Source organism: Serpentinimonas sp. SSL01, from assembly GCF_056323735.1.
Genome location: NZ_CM150487.1, coordinates 157739 through 175028 on the forward strand (window position 1 = coordinate 157739; position 17290 = coordinate 175028).

Below are 17290 nucleotides of genomic sequence, written 5' to 3' on the forward strand. Positions count from 1 at the left end.
GCGTCAACCCCGCGCCGGCCGCACCTCGGTCACCAAGGCGCGTACAAAGGCCTGCTGCCCCGCGGCGTAATCCCACTGCTCGATCAGGCAGCAGCCCGGGGGGGCGTGCGCACCCCAACGCAGCAGATTCACCGAATTGGGCAGGCCTTCGCGCACCCGCGTCGACACCGCCGTGCCGGCCTGCACCGCCCACAGCGGCCGCGCCAGCGCGGGCAGCGCCAGCACATAGGGCAGGTGGATGTGCCCGCCCAGCACCAAGTCGGCACCCGCAGCCGCCCAGCGCTCCAGCGCGGCCGTGTGCCCGCGCAGCAGGTTGACCCGGTCGGAGGCACGGATCACGGCCACCGGCTGGTGCACCACCACCACACGCAGCTGCGCCGCCCCGGCGGCCTCGAGCCGCTGCGCCACGCGCTCGATCTGCTGTGCCGACACAGCGCCGTGCTTGTGCCGCCACGGCCGGGTGGTGTTCAGGCCCAGCACCAGCAGATCGGGGACATCGTGCACCGGCTCGAGCGCCGGGCCAAAGGCGGCGAGGTACCGGGCGTAGGGGCGGCGCAGGCGCGTCCACAGATCGAGCAGCGGGATGTCGTGGTTGCCCGGAATCGCCAGCAGCGGGGCCCCCAGCCGGTCCATGAAGGTGCGGGCGGCGCGAAACTGCCCCGGCCGCGCGCGCTGTGTGATGTCGCCCGAGAGCACCGCCAAATCGGGGCGCAGCTGCTGCGCCAGCGCCGCCAGCGCCTCGAGCACCGGGGGCTGTTCGGTGCCAAAGTGCGTGTCCGAGACCTGCAGCACGAGGCTCACGGCTGCGTCCTAAGGTCGGGGGCAGGGGGCGGCTTGAGCAGCAGCAACGGTTGTTCCAGCACGCGAAAGTCGAGCGGTGCGCGCATGCGCGTCATTTACAGCACCAGCGTGCGCACATCGCGCGCCTCAATGCCCTGTTCGATGTGCAGGCGCAACTGGCGCTGCGCGCGCAGCAACGTGACGCAGGCGAACCAGAACGCCACCCAGCGGCTGCGCCCGAAGCGCGCCTTGTAGGCCTCGCGGTCTTCCAGCAGATCGGGGTACAGGCCCATGCTGGCGTTGACCAAGAACAGGCGCTGGTTGATGGCCGCCACCTGCACCGGTTGCGCGGCCCAGCCCAGCAGCCCACGCACCGCCTCGGCCGGGTCGGTGGGTATGCCGTGCGTGCGCGCAAAGTAGTTGAAGGTGCCTTGGGGCACGGCCCCCATGGGGCAGCCGGCCGCGTGCGCGTACTGCGCCACCGTGTTCAGGGTGCCGTCGCCGCCCACGGCCACCACCGCCGTGCCGGTGGCCAGCGCCTTGGCCGTGGCTTGTTGCGCCACCGCGCTCAGCTCAGCCGGCTGGCAAAAATGCAGCTCCCCGCGGCGTCCAGCGGCCTGCAACACGCTGTTGATGAGCGCGCCCTTGGTGTCGGCGGCGCTGCTGCCCGAAGCCGCGTTGATGACGAACTGCAGCGCCGCAGCGGGGTCGATGGTGGGGCTGGGGCTCATGGCGCGCACGCCATCCGGGTGGAGACGATCGGATGCAAGCGAATTCAATCGTGGCGCAGCAGGTCGCCAAAGACGGTGTGCTCGCCCTCTCGGCGATCGGCACCGGGTGCGTCGTACAACACCAGCCAGCTGGGCTTGCGCCCCGCAAGGTCGGCCGGCAGATCGCAGATCGCTTCGGCGCGGTTGCTGCCCTGGCCATGCGGCAGCACCACCGATTCGCTCAGCGCCGACTCGAACCGCACCGGCTCCAGGTTGGCTTCGAGCAGCGGCCGCGCGGCCGGCCATTTATAGACGCGGGTTTCGCCGTTGAGCACCATCGTCGGGCCGGCCAGCAGGTACAGGTCGTCGCCAGAAAAATGCAGGTCGCGCACACCCAAGCCATCGAGCTGCAAAAAGTGTTTGCGCAGCAGCGTGCCGTTGTCGTCCAGCGGTACCAGGCGCAGTTCGTCGCCGCGCGCCTGCACTTCGATCTCGAGCAGCGCCGACCAGCCGCGCAGCACCGGCCCGCGCAGGCCCAGCAGCAGCCGGCGCCCAAACACCGCCAGGCCTTCGATGTCAAAGCCGTTGTCTTTGCCGGGAATCGCCAAGTAGGGCCCGAAGTGCGGGTCGTCGGCCAGCGCCCGCGTGAGCAGGTTGTGTTGGGCATCGCCCTTGAGGCGCAGGGCGCGGCGGCCATCGGCGGCCAAGCGCACCAGGCAGGGCGCGCCGTCGGCATCGGGTTCGATCGGCAGGCAGGCCAGCAGGCGCCGGTTGCCGTCTAGGGCCAGCTTGGCCAGCCGCCGGGCGTTGTCGGCGTGGCTGCGCTCGGGTTTGGCGTTTTTGCGCTTCAGGCCGTGCGAGCCCACCAGCCACAAAAAGCCGTCCACCACCGCCATGCCCTCGATGTCGGCCTCTTCGTCGGGGGCGCCGGGCAGGTCGAGCAGGTCGGCCAGCGGGAAATCGCACACCTCGCCAAAGCGCAGCGTCTCGCGCCCCACCGGCTCGAGCCGGCGCAGGCGCTCGACGCCACAGGCTTCATCGCCCGCCACCCAGAGCCAGTCGCCCGTAAAGGCCGCCCCCGAGAGGTTGGTTTTGACCAGGCAGTCGGGCGTAAATTCCAGCCGCACGGCATTGGCGCTTCGGGTGTTGGGCATGGGGGGCTCCTGGGTGCGTGGCGTGCACGGGCGCACGGTTTAGCGCTGTATAGCATACACCCGGCGCCAGCCCGCCAGCAAAGGCCACAGCAGCAACATCAGCGCCAGCCCCAGCGCCGGCAGCACCAGCGGTTGCGCCAGCAGCACCAGTCCATCGCCGCGCGCGTGCATGAAGGCGCGGCGCAGGTTGTCCTCGAAGATCGGCCCGAGCACGACGCCAAAGACGATCGGGGCCAGCGGGTAGTCGGCCTTGCGCAACACATAGCCCAGCAGACCAAAAGCGGCCAGCAGCGCGACATCGAAGGCCAGCCGGCTTTGGGCATAGACCCCGAGCACGCCCACGAGCACGATCAGCGGCGTCAGCCAGCCCAGCGGCAGCGCCAGCAGCCGCACCCAGAGCCCGATCAGCGGCAGATTGAGCACCAGCAGCGCCAAGTTGGCCAGCACCATGCCCCAGATGATGGCCTCGAACAGCTCTGGCGAGCGTTCGAACATGACAGCGCCAGGGGCGATGCCGTGCAGCATGAAGGCCCCCAGCAGCACCGCCATGGCCGGGTTGCCGGGCAGCCCGAGGCCGATCAGCGGCACCAGCCCGGCTTGGGCGCTGGCGTTGTTGGCGGCCTCGGGCCCGGCCACACCCGACAGCGCGCCGTGCCCGTACTGGGCGCGGTCACGCGCCACGCGCCGCTCCAGCGCCAAGCTCATCATCGAGGCCAGCAGCGTCTTGCCACCCGGCAGCATGCCCACCAGTGCGCCCACCGCCGTGCCGCGCAGCGCCGGCGCCAAGCTGGCGCGCAGTTCGCTCACGCGCGGCCAGATGCGGCCGATGGGGGCGATGCGCGTGCCGGCGCGCAGCCCGGCGTGGCTGGCCAGCACCTCGCCCAGACCAAACAGGCCGACGATCAGCGGCACGAGGCCGATGCCGTCGCGCAGTTCGGCCAGCCCGAGGGTAAAGCGCGGCGCGCCGCCGCCAAAGTCGGTGCCCACCAGCCCGAGCATTAGCCCCAGCAGCAGCATGGCTAGGGCCTTGAGGCGCTGCGGTTGGCCGATGCAGACCAGCGCCACCGCCGCCAGCAGCACCAGCGCCGCCACATCGGCCGGCCCAAAGCCCAGCGCCAGCCGCGCCAGCGCCGGCGTCAGCGCCGCCACCAGCGCCGCGGTGATGAGGCCGGCCAGAAACGAGGCCAGCGCCGCCACCGCCAGCGCCACCCCGGCCTGCCCCTTGAGCGCCAGCCGGTGCCCTTCTTCGGCCGTGACCACGCCCGAGGCCTCGCCCGGCAGCTTGAGCAAAATGGCGGTGGTCGAGGAGCCATACTGGGCCCCGAAATAGACCCCACACAACAGCACGATGGCCGCCTGCGGCTCGAGCAGAAACGAGGCCGGCAACAGCAAGGCCATGGTGGCCGCCGGCCCGATGCCGGGCAACACCCCAACCAGTGTCCCCAACCCGGCGCCGAGCAAGGCCGGGCCCGCCAGCGCCCACGCCAGTTCGAGGCTCATCATGGATGCAAGGCCGCTGCCAGGGCCGGCGGCAGCAGCTGAAACGGCACCTGCAAGCCGAGCACAAACACCAGCAGCCAGAGCAGGCTCAAGGCCGATCCGATCAACAGCGCGTGCGGCCAGCGGTTGGCGGCGGCGCGCGCCGCCAGCAGCGCCAGCAACCAGGTGGCCAGCGCCACCCCCAGCACGGGCACCAGCAGAGCAAAGCCCAGCACCGCGGCCAGCGTCAGAGCGGCGGCGCGCGGCTGGCCGGCGTTGGGGGCCTCGGCGGCGCAGACCGCCGATTCGGTATCAGCGGCGCAGACCGCAGATTCGGTCTCAGCAGCGCCGGCCGCCGTTTCGGCCTTGGCCCAGCCGGCCCGATGGCTGCGCCAGAGCAGCAGCAGCGCCACGCCCAGCAGGGCAACGGCCAACAGCCCCGGCCAGTAACCCGGCCCCATGCGCGTGAAGCTGCCCAGCGCCAGTTCGGGCCGCTGCCCGACCTGCGTCAGCACCCACACCGCCAGCAACAGCAGCGCCCAAGCCACCGCGCGCAGGCCCCAGAGCTGGGCGGTGGGTGCGAGCTCCAAGGGACCTAAGGGGGCCGAGGAGGTGACGGTGTTCCTACTGCCGGCCGCATCGCCGCTGCCAGACCAAGCCCAAGCCGCAGCGCCAACCGTTGTGTGGGCCGGGCTGCAGGGGGCATCGGGTGGGGGTGCGGGCGCGGGGTTATCTGACGGCCGCATACTGATCAATAACAAGAACCATTCGCATTAGCGTTATTTTATGGTCTAATGCCGTTTCCGTCAAGGGACAGACTGTGGCCGTTTGCGCTGCCGATCGTCGCCTCACCCAAAGCTAATTTTTTCGGAGTTGTCTGCATGAGCACCCGCCGTACCCTACTCAAATCATCGGCCGCTGCGGCGGCCCTGGTCGTCGCCCCAGCGATTGTGCGCGCCCAGAATTTTCCTTCGCGCCCGCTGCGCCTGATCGTCGCTTCGGCGGCCGGTGGCAATGCCGACGTGGTCACGCGCCTGATGGCGCCCGAGCTCGAGCAGCGCCTCGGGCAGCGCATCGTGGTTGAAAACCTCGCCGCTTCGTCGGGCATGCAGGGCACCGAGGCGGTGGCGCGCGCCGAGCCCGACGGTCACACGCTGCTGGTGGGCACCGCCTCGCAACTGGTGTTCAATCTGGCGCTGTTCGACCCCATGCCCTTTGACCTCGTGGGCAGCTTGCGTGGCGTGGCCATGATCAACAAGGTGCCGCTGGTCATGCTGGTCAACCCCAATGATCCGGCCGCCAACATGCGCGACTACATCGCGCGCCTGCGCGCTGCACCGGGGCGTTACCAGTACGGTTCGGGCCCGCGCGGCACCACCACCCACATCACTGGTCTGATGTGGGCGCGTGCGGCCGGGGTCGAAGTCCAACACGTGCCCTACCGCGCCGGCGCCGAGGGGCTGCGCGATCTCATGGCTGGGCGCATCTCGCACCAGTTCGACGTCGCCGTGACCGCCATCCCGCACGTGCAGTCGCGCGCGCTGCGTGCGCTGGCCGTGACCAGCCGCCGCCGCTTGCAGGTGCTGCCCGATGTGCCCACGGCCGCCGAACAGGGCCTGCCAGGTTTCGAGGGCTTTACCTGGAACTCGATCGCCGCGCCGGCGGGCACGCCGCAGCCCATCGTCGAGCGCCTGAACCGCGAAATCGCGGCCGTGCTCGAAGTGCCGGCGCTGCGCGAGCGCCTCGTGGGCTGGGGCAGCGAGTTCACCGGTGCCATGAGCCCGTCGCAGGTCGATGCCTTTTACGCCGAAGACCGGCGCATCTGGGTGCCGCTGGTGCGCGAAGCCAGCCGGGCGGTTTAGGCGCTTCGATTCACCCCAGCAGGTGCGCAGCCGCAGGCGCATGCATCTGCTTGGGCTCTTGCACCTGTGCGCGCTCCCGGAGATGCCGGCGGTTACAGGACCGTGTTGGTGTGCAGGCCGCCGGGGGGCCTAGCCGCCGTTGCAAACCACCGCCTGCGCCGGCGGTGCGCCAGCCGCAGCGCCGCGCTCGAAGGTGACGACGTGATCCACCGCCGCCTTAATCCCGATCCACTCGCCGACGGCGTGGTCGTGGTGCGAAGGCACGTGCGTCATCACCGTCTCACCGCTGTTCAGTTGCAGGGTGTAGAGGAACTCGGAGCCGCGAAACGATTTGCGCACGATGCGCGCCTTCACCGGTGCGGCGTCGTCGTGCACGATGTCGTCGGCGCGCAGCAGCACGTCGCACAGGCCGTCGGGGTAAGCGCTGGGCAGCGGGCACGCGGCCACGTCTTGCAGCGGCCCTAGGGGGGTTTGCACCTGTACCTCGGCGCCCAAATGGGCGATCTGCGCCGGGGCAAACACGCCGTGGCCGATGAATTCGGCCACGAAGCGCGTGGCCGGGCGGTGGTAGAGCGTGTAAGCGCGGTCCCACTGGTGCAGCTCGCCCTGGTGCATCACGCCGATCATGTCGCCAATAGCAAAGGCTTCGAGCTGGTCGTGCGTCACCAGCAGCGCGGTGGCCCCGGCGGCCTTCAAAATCCCGCGCACTTCGTGCGCCAGGCGCTCGCGCAGGTCCACGTCGAGGTTGGAGAAAGGCTCGTCGAGCAGCAGCAGGCGTGGGCTGGGGGCGAGTGCGCGCGCCAGCGCCACACGCTGCTGCTGGCCGCCCGAGAGCTCGTGCGGGTAGCGCCCGTGCAGCCCCTCGAGCCCGACCAGCGCCAGCACCTCTTGCACCCGCTGCAGCCGCGCTGGCTTGGGCAGATGGCGCAGCCCGAAGGCCACGTTGGCGCGCACGTCAAGGTGCGGAAACAGCGCGTAATCTTGGAATACCATGCCGACGCGGCGCTGCTCGGGCGGCATATGCGTCTGGGCGTTGCTGACCACTTCACCCCCAAGCGCGACTTGTCCACCGCTGGCGCGCTCGAGCCCGGCCACGGCGCGCAGCAAGGTGGTTTTGCCGCAGCCCGAAGGGCCGATCAGCACCCCGATCTGGCCCGCCTCGAGGCCGAAAGAAACAGAGCGCACCGCAGGCTGGGCGGTGTGGGGGTATTGAACCGAGAGTTGGGACAGGGTCAGGAACATGGTTACTTATTCTAGACGATTACCGTTCTCATTCAAGTGGGCTGGGCTGCTGCTGCGGCACCCGTTTGTCGTGCACTGGATCTGTCAGGCACGGGGTCGGCACCCAATCTATACTGAGAGGCTAAGAGGCAATCGGTGATGCCCGCCCTGACGCTCCAAAACACCGCCTGCGGCGTTGCAAATGCGCGCCGTAGCCCGCGCTACGGCTGTGCTTTGCGCCTTGCCGTTGGCGCTTTGGTGCGCCCTTTCGGGCACGCCCAATTGCCTCTCAGCCTCTGAGCGCAACACCCGCTCGCCGCTCGTTCCAAACCCCATGGCCAAACCCAAGCTGAAAAAAATCCCGACCGCGCAAGTGCAGCTGGGGATGTACATCGAGGGTTTTTGCGGTTCTTGGATGGAGCACCCGTTTTGGCGCAGCAAGTTTGTGATCACCGACGCGCACGAGTTGCGCTTGTTGCATGAGTGCGCGATCAAGGAGGTGCTGATCGACGTCAGCCAAGGCTTGGATGTCGTGCCAGCCTCTGCCAGCGACGCCGCCGCAGCACCCTCGCCACCAGCCACAGCCCCCGAGCCACCGCCTGCTCCCGATACCGAGGCGGCCTCGATGCGCGCCGAGTATCAGCGCGCCGCCGCCATCTGCAAAGCCGCCACCGGCGCGGTGCGCCACATGTTTGCCGAGGTGCGCATGGGCCGCGCCATCGACCCAGAGGTGGCGCGCCAAGTGGCCGAGGAGATCACCGATTCGGTGTTGCGCAACGGCGGCGCCCTGATCAGCCTCGCGCGCCTGAAAAGCGCCGACGGCTACACCTACATGCACTCGGTGGCGGTGTGCGCGCTGATGGTGGCGCTGGCGCGTCAGTTGGGTTTGAGCGCAGCCGAGACGCGCGCGGCGGGCTTTGCGGGCCTGATGCACGACCTAGGCAAGGCCGACGTGCCGCTGGAGGTGCTCAACAAAGCCGGCCGCCTGACCGAAGCCGAATTTGCCCAAGTGCGCCTGCACCCAGAACACGGGCACCGGCGCTTGCTCGCCGCCGGCGTCGATGACCCGATGGCGCTCGACGTCTGCCTGCACCACCACGAGCGGCTCGACGGCAAGGGCTACCCAAAGCGGTTGGCGGGCGAGGCCATCAGCCGCATGGCGCGCATGGGGGCGGTGTGCGATGTCTATGACGCCATCACCTCGAACCGGCCCTACAAAGAGGGCTGGGACCCGGCCGAATCGCTGGCCAAAATGGCGCAGTGGACCCACGGCCACCTCGATGCCGCGATTTTTCAGGCCTTTGTGCGCAGCCTCGGCATTTACCCCACGGGTTCGCTGGTGCGGCTGAGCAACGGCAAGCTGGCGGTGGTGGTGGAGCAGTCCAAGGCGTCTTTGCTCAAGCCGGTGGTTAAAACCGTGTTTTCCACCACGAGCAATGAGCGCGTGCAGCCGCAACTGATCGACCTCTCGGCACCTGACTGCCGCTGGCAGATCGAAAAGCGCGAAAACCCCAAAGACTGGAAAATCCCCGACCTCGACGCGGTCTGGATGGATGAGCTGGCGAATCCACAGGGCGCATAGGGTGGGTGCAGCAATAGCGGCACCTGGATCCGAGAACTGGCAGGGTGTGGCCCCACCGACAGGAATCGAACCTGTATTTGCCGCTTAGGAGGCGGCCGTTCTATCCATTGAACTACGGCGGGTGGTAGCTGCGCAAGATTATCCCCGATGCCCGCTGCTGAGGGCGACATTGCTGGGGGCGCTATTTGGATAGCGCCCGCATGGCCTCTTCGAGCCCGCGCAGCGTCAGCGGGTACATGCGCTGGCCAAGGATTTGCTGGATCAGCTCGATGCTGCGCTGGTAGGGCCACAGGCCCGCTGGTTGTGGGTTGATCCAGGCGTGGTGCGGGTAGTGGTGCGCGAGGCGCTGCAACCAGTCGGCCCCGGTTTCGGCGTTGGCGTATTCGACGCTGCCGCCGGGCTGCAGGATTTCGTAGGGGCTCATGGTCGCGTCGCCGACAAAAATCAGCTTGTAGTCGCGGTGGTAGGTGTGCAGCAGGTCGAGGGTGGCGGTGCGCTCGCTGTGCCGGCGCTGGTTGTGCTTCCAGACGAAGTCATAGACGCAGTTGTGGAAGTAGTAGATTTCGAGGTGCTTGAACTCGGCTTTGGCGGCCGCAAACAGGGCCTCGACCTGGTGCACGTGCTCGTCCATGCTGCCGCCCACGTCGAGCAGCAGCAGCACCTTGACCAGGTTGTGGCGCTCGGGCACTTGGCGCAGCTCGAGCCAGCCGGCGTTGGCGGCGGTGGCCCGGATGGTGTCGGGCAAGTCGAGCTCGAGCGCGCTGCCTTGGCGCGCAAACTTGCGCAGCCGCCGCAGCGCCAGCTTGAGGTGGCGCGGCCCCAGCGGCGCGCTGTCGTCGTAGTCGCGCCAGAGGCGCTGCTCCCACACCTTGACGGCGCTGCGCTGGCCGCCGGGGCCGCCGATGCGGATGCCCTGCGGGTTGTGGCCGCCGTGGCCAAAGGGGCTGGTGCCGCCGGTGCCGATCCACTTGCTGCCGCCGGCGTGGCGCTCGGTCTGCTCGGCCAGCCGCTGCTGCAGGGTGCGCATGAGTTCGTCCCAGTCGAGCTTCGGAGCGTTGGCCTTTTGCTCGTCGCTCAGCAGCCGCTGCAGCTCCTGTCTTAGCCAGTCGGCCGGGATGGCGCGCGCGCCCTCACCCACCACGGCCTGCACGCCCTTGAAGTGGGCGGCAAAGGCGCGGTCGAAGGGGTCGAACAGGGATTCGTCCTTGACCAGCGTGGTGCGCGCGAGGTAGTAGAAATCATCGAGCGAGCAGGCCTCGGGGTTGGCCGGGCCCACGAGGCCGGATTGCAGCGCCTGCAGCAGCGTGAGGTATTCGCGCACCGACACCGGCAGCCGGGCGGCGCGCAGGGCATAGAAAAAATCGATCAGCATGGGTGTGCTGGGTGGGGCTAGGCTGGGTGAGCCAAACCGCCTCAGCGGTGGCGCTGGTTCATGAACACCAAGCGCTCGAGCAGACCGGCGTCTTGCTCGTTTTTGAGCAGCGCGCCCACCAGTGGCGGCACCACCAGCTGCTGCTCTTTGCCGTGCAGCGCCTGGGGCGGGATGTCTTCGGCCAGCAGCAGCCGGATCCAGTCCAGCAGCTCGGATGTGCTGGGCTTTTTCTTCAGGCCCGGCAGCTGGCGCAGCTCGAGAAAGGCTTTGAGCGCCGCCGTGAGCAGCTCGTCTTTGAGGCCGGGAAAGTGCACGCCCACGATGCGGCGCAGCGTGGCCGGGTCGGGGAACTGGATGTAGTGGAAAAAGCAGCGGCGCAAAAAGGCGTCGGGCAGCTCTTTTTCGTTGTTCGAGGTGATGAACACCAGCGGCCGGTGCCGCGCCCGGATGGTCTGGCGCGTCTCGTAACAGTGGAACTCCATGCGGTCGAGCTCGCGCAGCAAGTCGTTGGGGAATTCGATGTCGGCCTTGTCGATTTCGTCGATCAAGAGCACCAGCGGCTGCTCGGCCGTGAAGGCCTGCCAGAGCACGCCTTGCACGATGTAGTGGCCGATGTCGCGCACGCGCTCGTCCCCGAGCTGCGAGTCGCGCAGGCGGCTCACGGCGTCGTACTCGTACAGGCCCTGCTGCGCCTTGGTGCTGCTCTTGATGTGCCATTGCAGCAGCGGCAGCCCCAAGGCCGCCGCCACCTCTTCGGCAAGCAGGGTTTTGCCGGTGCCGGGTTCGCCCTTGATGAGCAAGGGCCGCTGCAAGGTGATGGCGGCGTTGACCGCGAGCAACAAATCGGGGCTGGCGACGTAGTGGGGGGAGCCGGAAAATTTCATAAAAAACTGGGGTGTAAAAAAATAGGCGGGGATGAGCTGGGGGCAGGAAGAGCTAAAGGCAAGAGGGTGGTGCAAGCCGTTGGCGCGGTGCCAGGCCGTGTGGGTGGCTTGCAATAGCTTATGGTAGCGCCAAAGTGCCGATGCGGCATAAAATAACATTTTTACCTTTGTGCTCCCAGCGCATCATGCAGCAACCCAAACTCGGCACGCAGCCGCCCCCTGCCCGCCACAGGCCTTGCAGCCGTGTTCGGTACGCCTGCCCGCGCGGGCCCCAGGCGAAGCGGGTTTGGATGGGCGTGCTGTTTTTTTTCGGCATGGTTGCGGGCACAACGGCGCAGGCCCAAGCCCAGCACGGGGTGGCTGAAGTTGCGCAAAGGCCTCAAGCGGCCCAAGTGGCGCAACAGGATCTGCTTGTTGTGCAAGCCGAGCCCGATTATTTTGCCGATCAGCTGCCGCTGCAGGTGCTGTCGGTGACGCGCTTGGCGCAGCCGCTGGCCGACATACCTGGTGCGGTCACGGTGCTGGACCGCCAAACCTTGCGCCGCTCCGGTGCGCGCAATATCACCGAGGCGCTCCGGCTGGTGCCGGGTTATTTGGTGGCTGGTTACAACGGTGCCAACCCGATGGCGGCCTACCACGCGCCAGTGGACGAATACGGGGTGCGCAGCCTGATTTTGGTCGATGGGCGCTCGCTTTACAGTCCCACGTTTGTGGGCGGCGGCTTTAGGGCGCTCAACGCGGTGCCGATCGAGGAGGTCGAGCGCATCGAGGTGTTGCGCGGCACCAACTCGGCCGCTTTTGGGGCGCACGCCCTATTTGGTGTCATCAATGTGGTGACGCGCCACGCGCTCGACACGCTGGGCCAGGCGGTGAGCTTCAACGCAGGCGGCGGCGTAGCCGACGCCTATGCGCGCATCGGCTGGGGGGTGCCCGGGCTCGCGCAGCGGCTGACGGTCTCGAGCAGCGGTGACCACGGCTGGCGCGACTTGCACGACAGCCAGCGCCGGGTGCAAGTGTTGTGGCGTGCCGACATCAAACCCAGCCCGGCGTCCGAGCTCATGCTGCAAGCCGGCTTGATTGAGTGGGACGCGCAAGACGGGTTTGCGGACAATGCAGGCGACCCACTACGCGACGTTGCGTTGCGCAAATCCCATGCGCTGCTGCAATGGAGCCATGCCGCACGGCCCGAGGCCACTTGGAAGGCTACCTTGTCATGGGACGAGGAGCGCATGACCGACCGTTTTGCATTTGCCACACCGCCTTTCGCTGGCATCGCGGTCGATCTGGGCTACCAGGAGCGGCGGCTGGCGCTAGAGCTCGAGCACACCCGTGTGATCTCACCGAGTTGGCGCTGGGTGCTGGGGGGCGGAGTGCGCGACGACAGCAGTTTGGCACCCGCGCAATTTGCCACCACCGAACGCGTGGGCGTGCGCGACTGGCGGGTGTTTGGGCACGCCGAATGGTCGCCGACCCCGGGGTGGCTGCTCAACGCCGGCCTGTTTGCTGGCTACCGGACCGACACCGGCAGCTTTCTGGCGCCGCGCCTGATGCTCAACCACGAAATTGCTCCAGGCCACACGCTGCGCGCCGGGCTGACGCGCGCCGAGCGACCGCCTTTGCTGTTTGAGCGCAGCGCCGATGCGCGCTTTTTTTTTCCTGACGGCCGTTTTGCCGGCAGCACCTACCGGCCCAACCCGGCGCTGCGCAACGAGGTACTGTGGGTGCGGGAGCTGGGCTACCACGCCAGCCTGGCTGAGGGGCGCGTGAATCTGGATGTGCGGCTGTACCAGGAACGCCTGCACGACTTTATCCAGTTTCGCACCACCGGTGCATTCGGGCGCGAGCACATCAACGCCCCCGGCTTCACGCTGCGCGGGCTGGAGTACCAGTTGATCTGGCGTCCCAGTGAGCGCACCGAATGGCGCTTGAACCAGTCCTTCAACCAAGTGCGCTGGCACCAGGCCGGGCCCATGGGGCGCGAACCACCTGCGCGCCTGAGCACCGTGGCCTGGTTCCAGCGCCTGGATCACGGCTGGGATGTGGCGCTGATGCTGCACGAGCACACCGGCATGGCGTGGCGCGGGGCGGCCAGCGCGGTGGGATCCGTCACCCGCGTCGATGCCCGCCTAGCGCGCGCGTTCGACTGGGGTGGCGCGCGCGCCGAAGCCGCCTTGGTGGTGCAGTCGCTCGGCGGCGACATCGACGAATTCGTGCCCAATCGGCTTAGCAACCGGCGCGTCTATGCGAGCCTGCGCCTCGAATTCTGATCCCGAACAGCCCGCCCGGCGCATGGGTTTGCTGGCCGGCTTGGGGCTGCTGGGCTTGGGCCAGCTCGCCAGTGCCGACCTGTGGGCGCAAGGGATAGCCCCCGCTGTGGCGCAGCCCGCCACAAATCCAAATCCTTCGCCCCTGTGGGTGGTGATGTCAGAGCGCAACGCGGCCCAGGACGAGGCGCTGCGCGTGCTGCGCAGCGGTGCGGCGCTGCCCTTGCAGGCGGGCCTGTGGTCCGATTGGGCGCAGTGGGAGCAGCTGGCTTCGGGTTCGGCCCTGATGCTGTTGGGTGCGCGCGCGCTGGCGGCCTGGGCGCAGCGCCAGCCCCCCGCCTTGCCAGCCATGCCGTGGGTGGCGGGGCTGCTGTCGCAAGCGGCATGGGCGGGATTGCCCGCTGCGCTGCGCGGCCGCACCCACGTGGCTTGGTTGGATCAGCCGCTGCCGCGCCTGGCCGAGTTGCTGCGCCTGGCCTTGCCCGATCGCTCGCGCGTGGGGGTGCTGTTTGGCCCCGCCACCCGCGCGTGGCGCGAGCCGCTGCAAGAGGCGCTGCGTGCGCGCCAGTGGCAGATGCAAGCGGCGCAGTTGCAAGAATCCGACGGGCCGGCTGAGCTCTTTGCCGCCCTGAGCCGGGTGCTCGACGGCAGCGAGGTGCTGCTGCTGTTGCCCGACGCCCAGGTGGTGCAGCCCAGCCAGTTCCAGAATTTGCTGATCGCGGCCTACCGCCAGCGCCTGCCGGTGGTGTCGTTCTCCCAGGCCCATGTGCGTGCAGGGGCCACCTTGGGCCTGTACACCACGCCCGCCCAAGCGGCGCTGCAGATGCTCGACTTGCTGCGCCACGCGCAGCAGCCCGGCGCGCGCACACGCCAGCAGTGGGCCAATCAGTTTGAGCTGGACATCAACGAGCCGGTAGCGCGTTCGCTCAATCTGCAGCTGCCCTCAGTGGCCATGCTGGCCGGGGCGCTGTTGCAGCGGGCCAGCGCCACACCCGAAGGGAGTGCCCGATGAGCCCCGACCCCATGCTGCGCCAGATGCGCTTGCGCCTGTGGCTGGCCGCTGCCCTGCCGGCGGTGCTGGTGGTGCTGGTGTTGCTGGCGCTGTTCGTGCAGCGCCACGGCTTCGAGCTGCTGCAAGCGCAGCAGCATCAGGCGCAAGCCGTGGCCAAGCAGTTGGCCAGTCAGGCTGAGTTTGCCTTGTTTGCCGCCGATGTGCAGACGCTGCAGCGCCTGGCCCAAACCACCAAAGACAGTGATGGTGACTTGGTGGCGGTGGCGCTGCGCGCAGCCACCGGGCAGTTTCAGGCTGGAGCAGGGCGCTTTGGCGCCGAATTGCCCGATTTTTCAGGCAACCGCTTGCATCTCGATGGCGAACGCTTGTGGGTGATCCACGAGGTGCGCTCGCAATTGATGGCAGTCGATGATCCGCTGGCTGCTGGCTTGCTGGAGTCTGGGGTGGCCGAACCGGTGGTGCTCGGATACGTGGCGCTCGAATACGACCTGAGTGCGCTGCAGCGCAGCAGCCGGCAGCTGCTGCTGTGGGCGCTGGCGGCCACTGGCCTGGCCCTCATGTTGGCGGCGCTGCTGTCGACGCTGATTGCCTCCAGCGTGACGCGGCCGGTGGCCCACATCAGCGATGTGGTGCGCCGCATCGGTGGCGGGCAGTTGCAGGCGCGCGCCGACGTGGACCGCTGCGGCCCGATGGCCCAGTTGGCCAGCGGCATCAATCGCATGGCTGGCCAAGTTGCCGTCACACACGAAGCGCTCAAGCTCCAGGTGCAAGAAGCCACAGAGGAGCTGCGCCTGCAAAAGCTCGAGGCCGAGCGCACGGCGCGCACCGATGGCCTGACGGGATTGCTGCGCCGGCGCGCCTTCATCGAGTTGGCCGATGCCGAGATCCAGCGCTGCCTGCGCTATGAAGACCCGCTGTCGTTCATCATGTTCGACGTGGACCATTTCAAGGCCATCAACGACAACCATGGTCATGCCTGTGGCGACGCGGCCCTGGTGCACTTGGCCGAGTTGTTGCGCGAGCAGATGCGCGAATCCGACCTGCCCTGCCGCTGGGGTGGCGAGGAGTTCGTGGTGTTGCTGCCGCGCACCAGCCCCGATGTGGCACGCCACGCGGCCGAGCGCATCCGCAGCCATTTTGAGGCCAACCCGGTGCGTTGGGAGGATCGCAGCCTGCGTGTGACCGCCAGCTTTGGCGTGGCCGCCTTTGATACGCGCGACCTCAGCCTGTCGAATATGGTGGCGCGCGCCGATGTGGCCCTGTACCGCGCCAAGCGCAACGGCCGCAACCGGGTTGAGGTGGCCGAGGGTGGTTCTGCAGCAGGTTTTGAGCAGCCGGTGACTTAAGGCGGCTGGCTCTCGCGCAGGGGGCGCCGCACCGCAGCGGCGGCAGTGCGGTTTTTAGGTGGGTGTGGTGGCCGGTTCATCCAGCCCCAGCCGCGCGCGCTGGCGCACCAGTTGCAGCCGCACTTGGGCCGGCGCCGTGCCGCCCATGGTCGAGCGCGCCTCGAGCGAGCCGCGCAGGCTCAGGCAGTCATAGACATCGGCCTCGATCAGCGGGTGAAAGCCTTGCAGCACCGCCAGCGGCAGCTCGGCCAAGCCGCAGGCGTGGCTGCTGGCGGCCTTGACGGCGTGCGCCACGCACTCGTGCGCGTCGCGAAAGGGCAGCCCCTTTTGCACCAGGTAGTCGGCCAGGTCGGTGGCGGTGGCGTAGCCTTTTTGCGCCGCCTGCTCCATGGCAGCGGCGTTGACGCGCAAGCCCCCTTGCTTGAGGCCGGTGGCCGCATCGGGCGTGCCACCGATCATCTCGGCAAAAATGCGCAGCGTATCGCGCAGCGTGTCCACGGTGTCGAACAGCGGCTCTTTGTCTTCCTGGTTGTCTTTGTTGTAGGCCAGCGGCTGGGCTTTCATCAGCACCAGCAGGCCCATCAGGTGACCGATCACGCGCCCGGTCTTGCCGCGCGCAAGTTCGGGTACGTCGGGGTTTTTCTTTTGCGGCATGATCGAGCTGCCGGTGGTGTAGCGGTCGGCCAGCGCCACAAAGCCAAAGTTTTGGCTCATCCAGATGATCAGCTCTTCGCTCAGGCGGCTCAGGTGCACCATGCACAGGCTGGCGGCGGCGCAGAACTCGAGCGCAAAGTCGCGGTCGCTCACGGCGTCGAGGCTGTTGAGGCACAACTGCGGCTGGCCGTGCTCATCGACCATGCCCAGCGTGCGCGCCACGCGCTCGCGGTCCAGCGGGTAGCGGGTGCCGGCCAGCGCCGCGCTGCCCAGCGGCAGCCGGTTGGTGCGCCGGCGCACGTCGGCCAAGCGCTCGGCGTCGCGCGCAAACATCTCGACATAAGCCAGCAGATGGTGCGCAAAACTCACCGGCTGCGCCACTTGGAGGTGGGTAAAGCCGGGCATGATCACTTCCACATGCTGCTCGGCCACCTCGACCAAGGCGCGCTGCAGTTGTTGCAGCAGCGCCTGCAGGGCGTCGATCTCGTCGCGCAGCCACAGGCGCACGTCGGTGGCCACTTGGTCGTTGCGGCTGCGGCCGGTGTGCAGGCGCTTGCCGGCGTCGCCCACGAGCTGCGTCAGGCGCGCTTCGATGTTCAGGTGTACGTCTTCGAGCTCGAGCTTCCACTCGAAGCGCCCAGCTTCAATCTCGGCCGCGATGCCGGCCATGCCGCGCTCGATGGCGGCCCAGTCGGCGGCGCTGATGATGCCTTGCGCCGCCAGCATCTCGGCGTGCGCCAAGCTGGCGCGGATGTCGGCGCGCCACAGGCGCTGGTCAAAACCCACGCTGGCGGTGTAGCGCTGCACCAGCTCGCTCACGGGTTCGCTGAACAGGGCCGACCAGGCCTGGGTTTTGGAGTCGAGTTGGCTGGCAGTCATGGTGCGGGTGTGGGGCAGGGTGCGGGCAGAGTGCGGGCAGAGTGCGGAGGCTCAGGGCGTGCAAGGCGAGCGGGCAACAGGGCGCGGGCAG

Annotated in this window: 14 protein-coding genes and 1 tRNA gene; 5 read left to right on the plus strand and 10 right to left on the minus strand. The window is 68.2% G+C overall.

Going from position 1 to position 17290, the window contains the following annotated elements:
• Positions 1 to 3: 3 nt before the first annotated feature.
• The 5 genes from ACVMK0_RS00790 to ACVMK0_RS00810 form a co-directional block, all read right to left on the minus strand.
• Positions 4 to 801 carry a metallophosphoesterase family protein gene (locus ACVMK0_RS00790; protein WP_476463971.1) on the minus strand — a complete coding sequence of 266 codons (798 nt, stop codon included), beginning with the start codon at positions 799 to 801 and terminating at the stop codon, positions 4 to 6.
• Between the two features lie 95 nt (positions 802 to 896).
• Positions 897 to 1511, minus strand: a complete 615-nt coding sequence (locus ACVMK0_RS00795) for a diacylglycerol/lipid kinase family protein (protein ID WP_476463972.1) — start codon at positions 1509 to 1511, stop codon at positions 897 to 899.
• Between the two features lie 44 nt (positions 1512 to 1555).
• Positions 1556 to 2644 (minus strand): DUF3616 domain-containing protein, encoded by a 1089-nt coding sequence (locus ACVMK0_RS00800; RefSeq protein ID WP_476463973.1) that lies wholly within the window; start codon positions 2642 to 2644, stop codon positions 1556 to 1558.
• A 39-nt stretch (positions 2645 to 2683) separates the two neighbouring features.
• Positions 2684 to 4147 carry a tripartite tricarboxylate transporter permease gene (locus tag ACVMK0_RS00805; RefSeq protein ID WP_476463974.1) on the minus strand — a complete coding sequence of 488 codons (1464 nt, stop codon included), beginning with the start codon at positions 4145 to 4147 and terminating at the stop codon, positions 2684 to 2686.
• On the minus strand, positions 4144 to 4713 hold the full coding sequence (locus ACVMK0_RS00810) for a tripartite tricarboxylate transporter TctB family protein (RefSeq protein WP_045534362.1): 570 nt from the start codon (positions 4711 to 4713) through the stop codon (positions 4144 to 4146). Before ACVMK0_RS00810 ends, ACVMK0_RS00805 begins: the two co-directional genes overlap by 4 nt.
• A 291-nt stretch (positions 4714 to 5004) precedes the next feature.
• Here ACVMK0_RS00810 and ACVMK0_RS00815 point away from each other — a divergent pair, with 291 nt between their 5' ends.
• Entirely contained in the window at positions 5005 to 5985 is a 981-nt protein-coding gene (locus ACVMK0_RS00815) for a Bug family tripartite tricarboxylate transporter substrate binding protein (RefSeq protein WP_045534365.1), read from the plus strand.
• Positions 5986 to 6114: 129 nt separating this feature from the next.
• Here the strand turns inward: ACVMK0_RS00815 and ACVMK0_RS00820 are convergent, their stop codons facing one another.
• On the minus strand, positions 6115 to 7227 hold the full coding sequence (locus tag ACVMK0_RS00820; RefSeq protein WP_045534366.1) for an ABC transporter ATP-binding protein: 1113 nt from the start codon (positions 7225 to 7227) through the stop codon (positions 6115 to 6117).
• 313 nt (positions 7228 to 7540) lie between these two features.
• On the opposite strand from ACVMK0_RS00820, the gene ACVMK0_RS00825 reads away from it, so the two are divergent.
• Positions 7541 to 8788 carry an HD-GYP domain-containing protein gene (locus ACVMK0_RS00825; RefSeq protein ID WP_250960722.1) on the plus strand — a complete coding sequence of 416 codons (1248 nt, stop codon included), beginning with the start codon at positions 7541 to 7543 and terminating at the stop codon, positions 8786 to 8788.
• Positions 8789 to 8835: 47 nt separating this feature from the next.
• Here the strand turns inward: ACVMK0_RS00825 and ACVMK0_RS00830 are convergent.
• From ACVMK0_RS00830 to ACVMK0_RS00840, 3 genes are all read right to left on the minus strand, one after another.
• A tRNA-Arg gene (locus ACVMK0_RS00830) sits at positions 8836 to 8910 on the minus strand.
• A gap of 59 nt (positions 8911 to 8969) precedes the next feature.
• Positions 8970 to 10160 (minus strand): vWA domain-containing protein, encoded by a 1191-nt coding sequence (locus ACVMK0_RS00835; protein WP_476463975.1) that lies wholly within the window; start codon positions 10158 to 10160, stop codon positions 8970 to 8972.
• Between the two features lie 41 nt (positions 10161 to 10201).
• A complete protein-coding gene (locus ACVMK0_RS00840; protein ID WP_476463976.1) occupies positions 10202 to 11044 on the minus strand; it encodes an AAA family ATPase in 843 nt (280 codons plus the stop codon).
• Positions 11045 to 11358: 314 nt separating this feature from the next.
• On the opposite strand from ACVMK0_RS00840, the gene ACVMK0_RS00845 reads away from it, so the two are divergent.
• From ACVMK0_RS00845 to ACVMK0_RS00855, 3 genes are read left to right on the plus strand one after another with little or no spacing between them, the layout of a single operon-like run.
• Entirely contained in the window at positions 11359 to 13311 is a 1953-nt protein-coding gene (locus tag ACVMK0_RS00845) for a TonB-dependent receptor plug domain-containing protein (protein ID WP_476463977.1), read from the plus strand.
• Positions 13312 to 13333: 22 nt separating this feature from the next.
• Complete coding sequence (locus tag ACVMK0_RS00850; protein WP_476463978.1) at positions 13334 to 14320, plus strand: hypothetical protein; 987 nt, start codon at positions 13334 to 13336, stop codon at positions 14318 to 14320.
• The gene (locus ACVMK0_RS00855) at positions 14317 to 15666 is read left to right on the plus strand and encodes a sensor domain-containing diguanylate cyclase (RefSeq protein WP_476463979.1); all 1350 of its coding nucleotides are present in this window, start codon (positions 14317 to 14319) and stop codon (positions 15664 to 15666) included. Before ACVMK0_RS00850 ends, ACVMK0_RS00855 begins: the two co-directional genes overlap by 4 nt.
• A 54-nt stretch (positions 15667 to 15720) precedes the next feature.
• Here ACVMK0_RS00855 and argH read toward each other — a convergent pair whose 3' ends face one another.
• Positions 15721 to 17199 (minus strand): argininosuccinate lyase, encoded by a 1479-nt coding sequence (argH, locus tag ACVMK0_RS00860; RefSeq protein WP_476463980.1) that lies wholly within the window; start codon positions 17197 to 17199, stop codon positions 15721 to 15723.
• Positions 17200 to 17290: the final 91 nt, after the last annotated feature.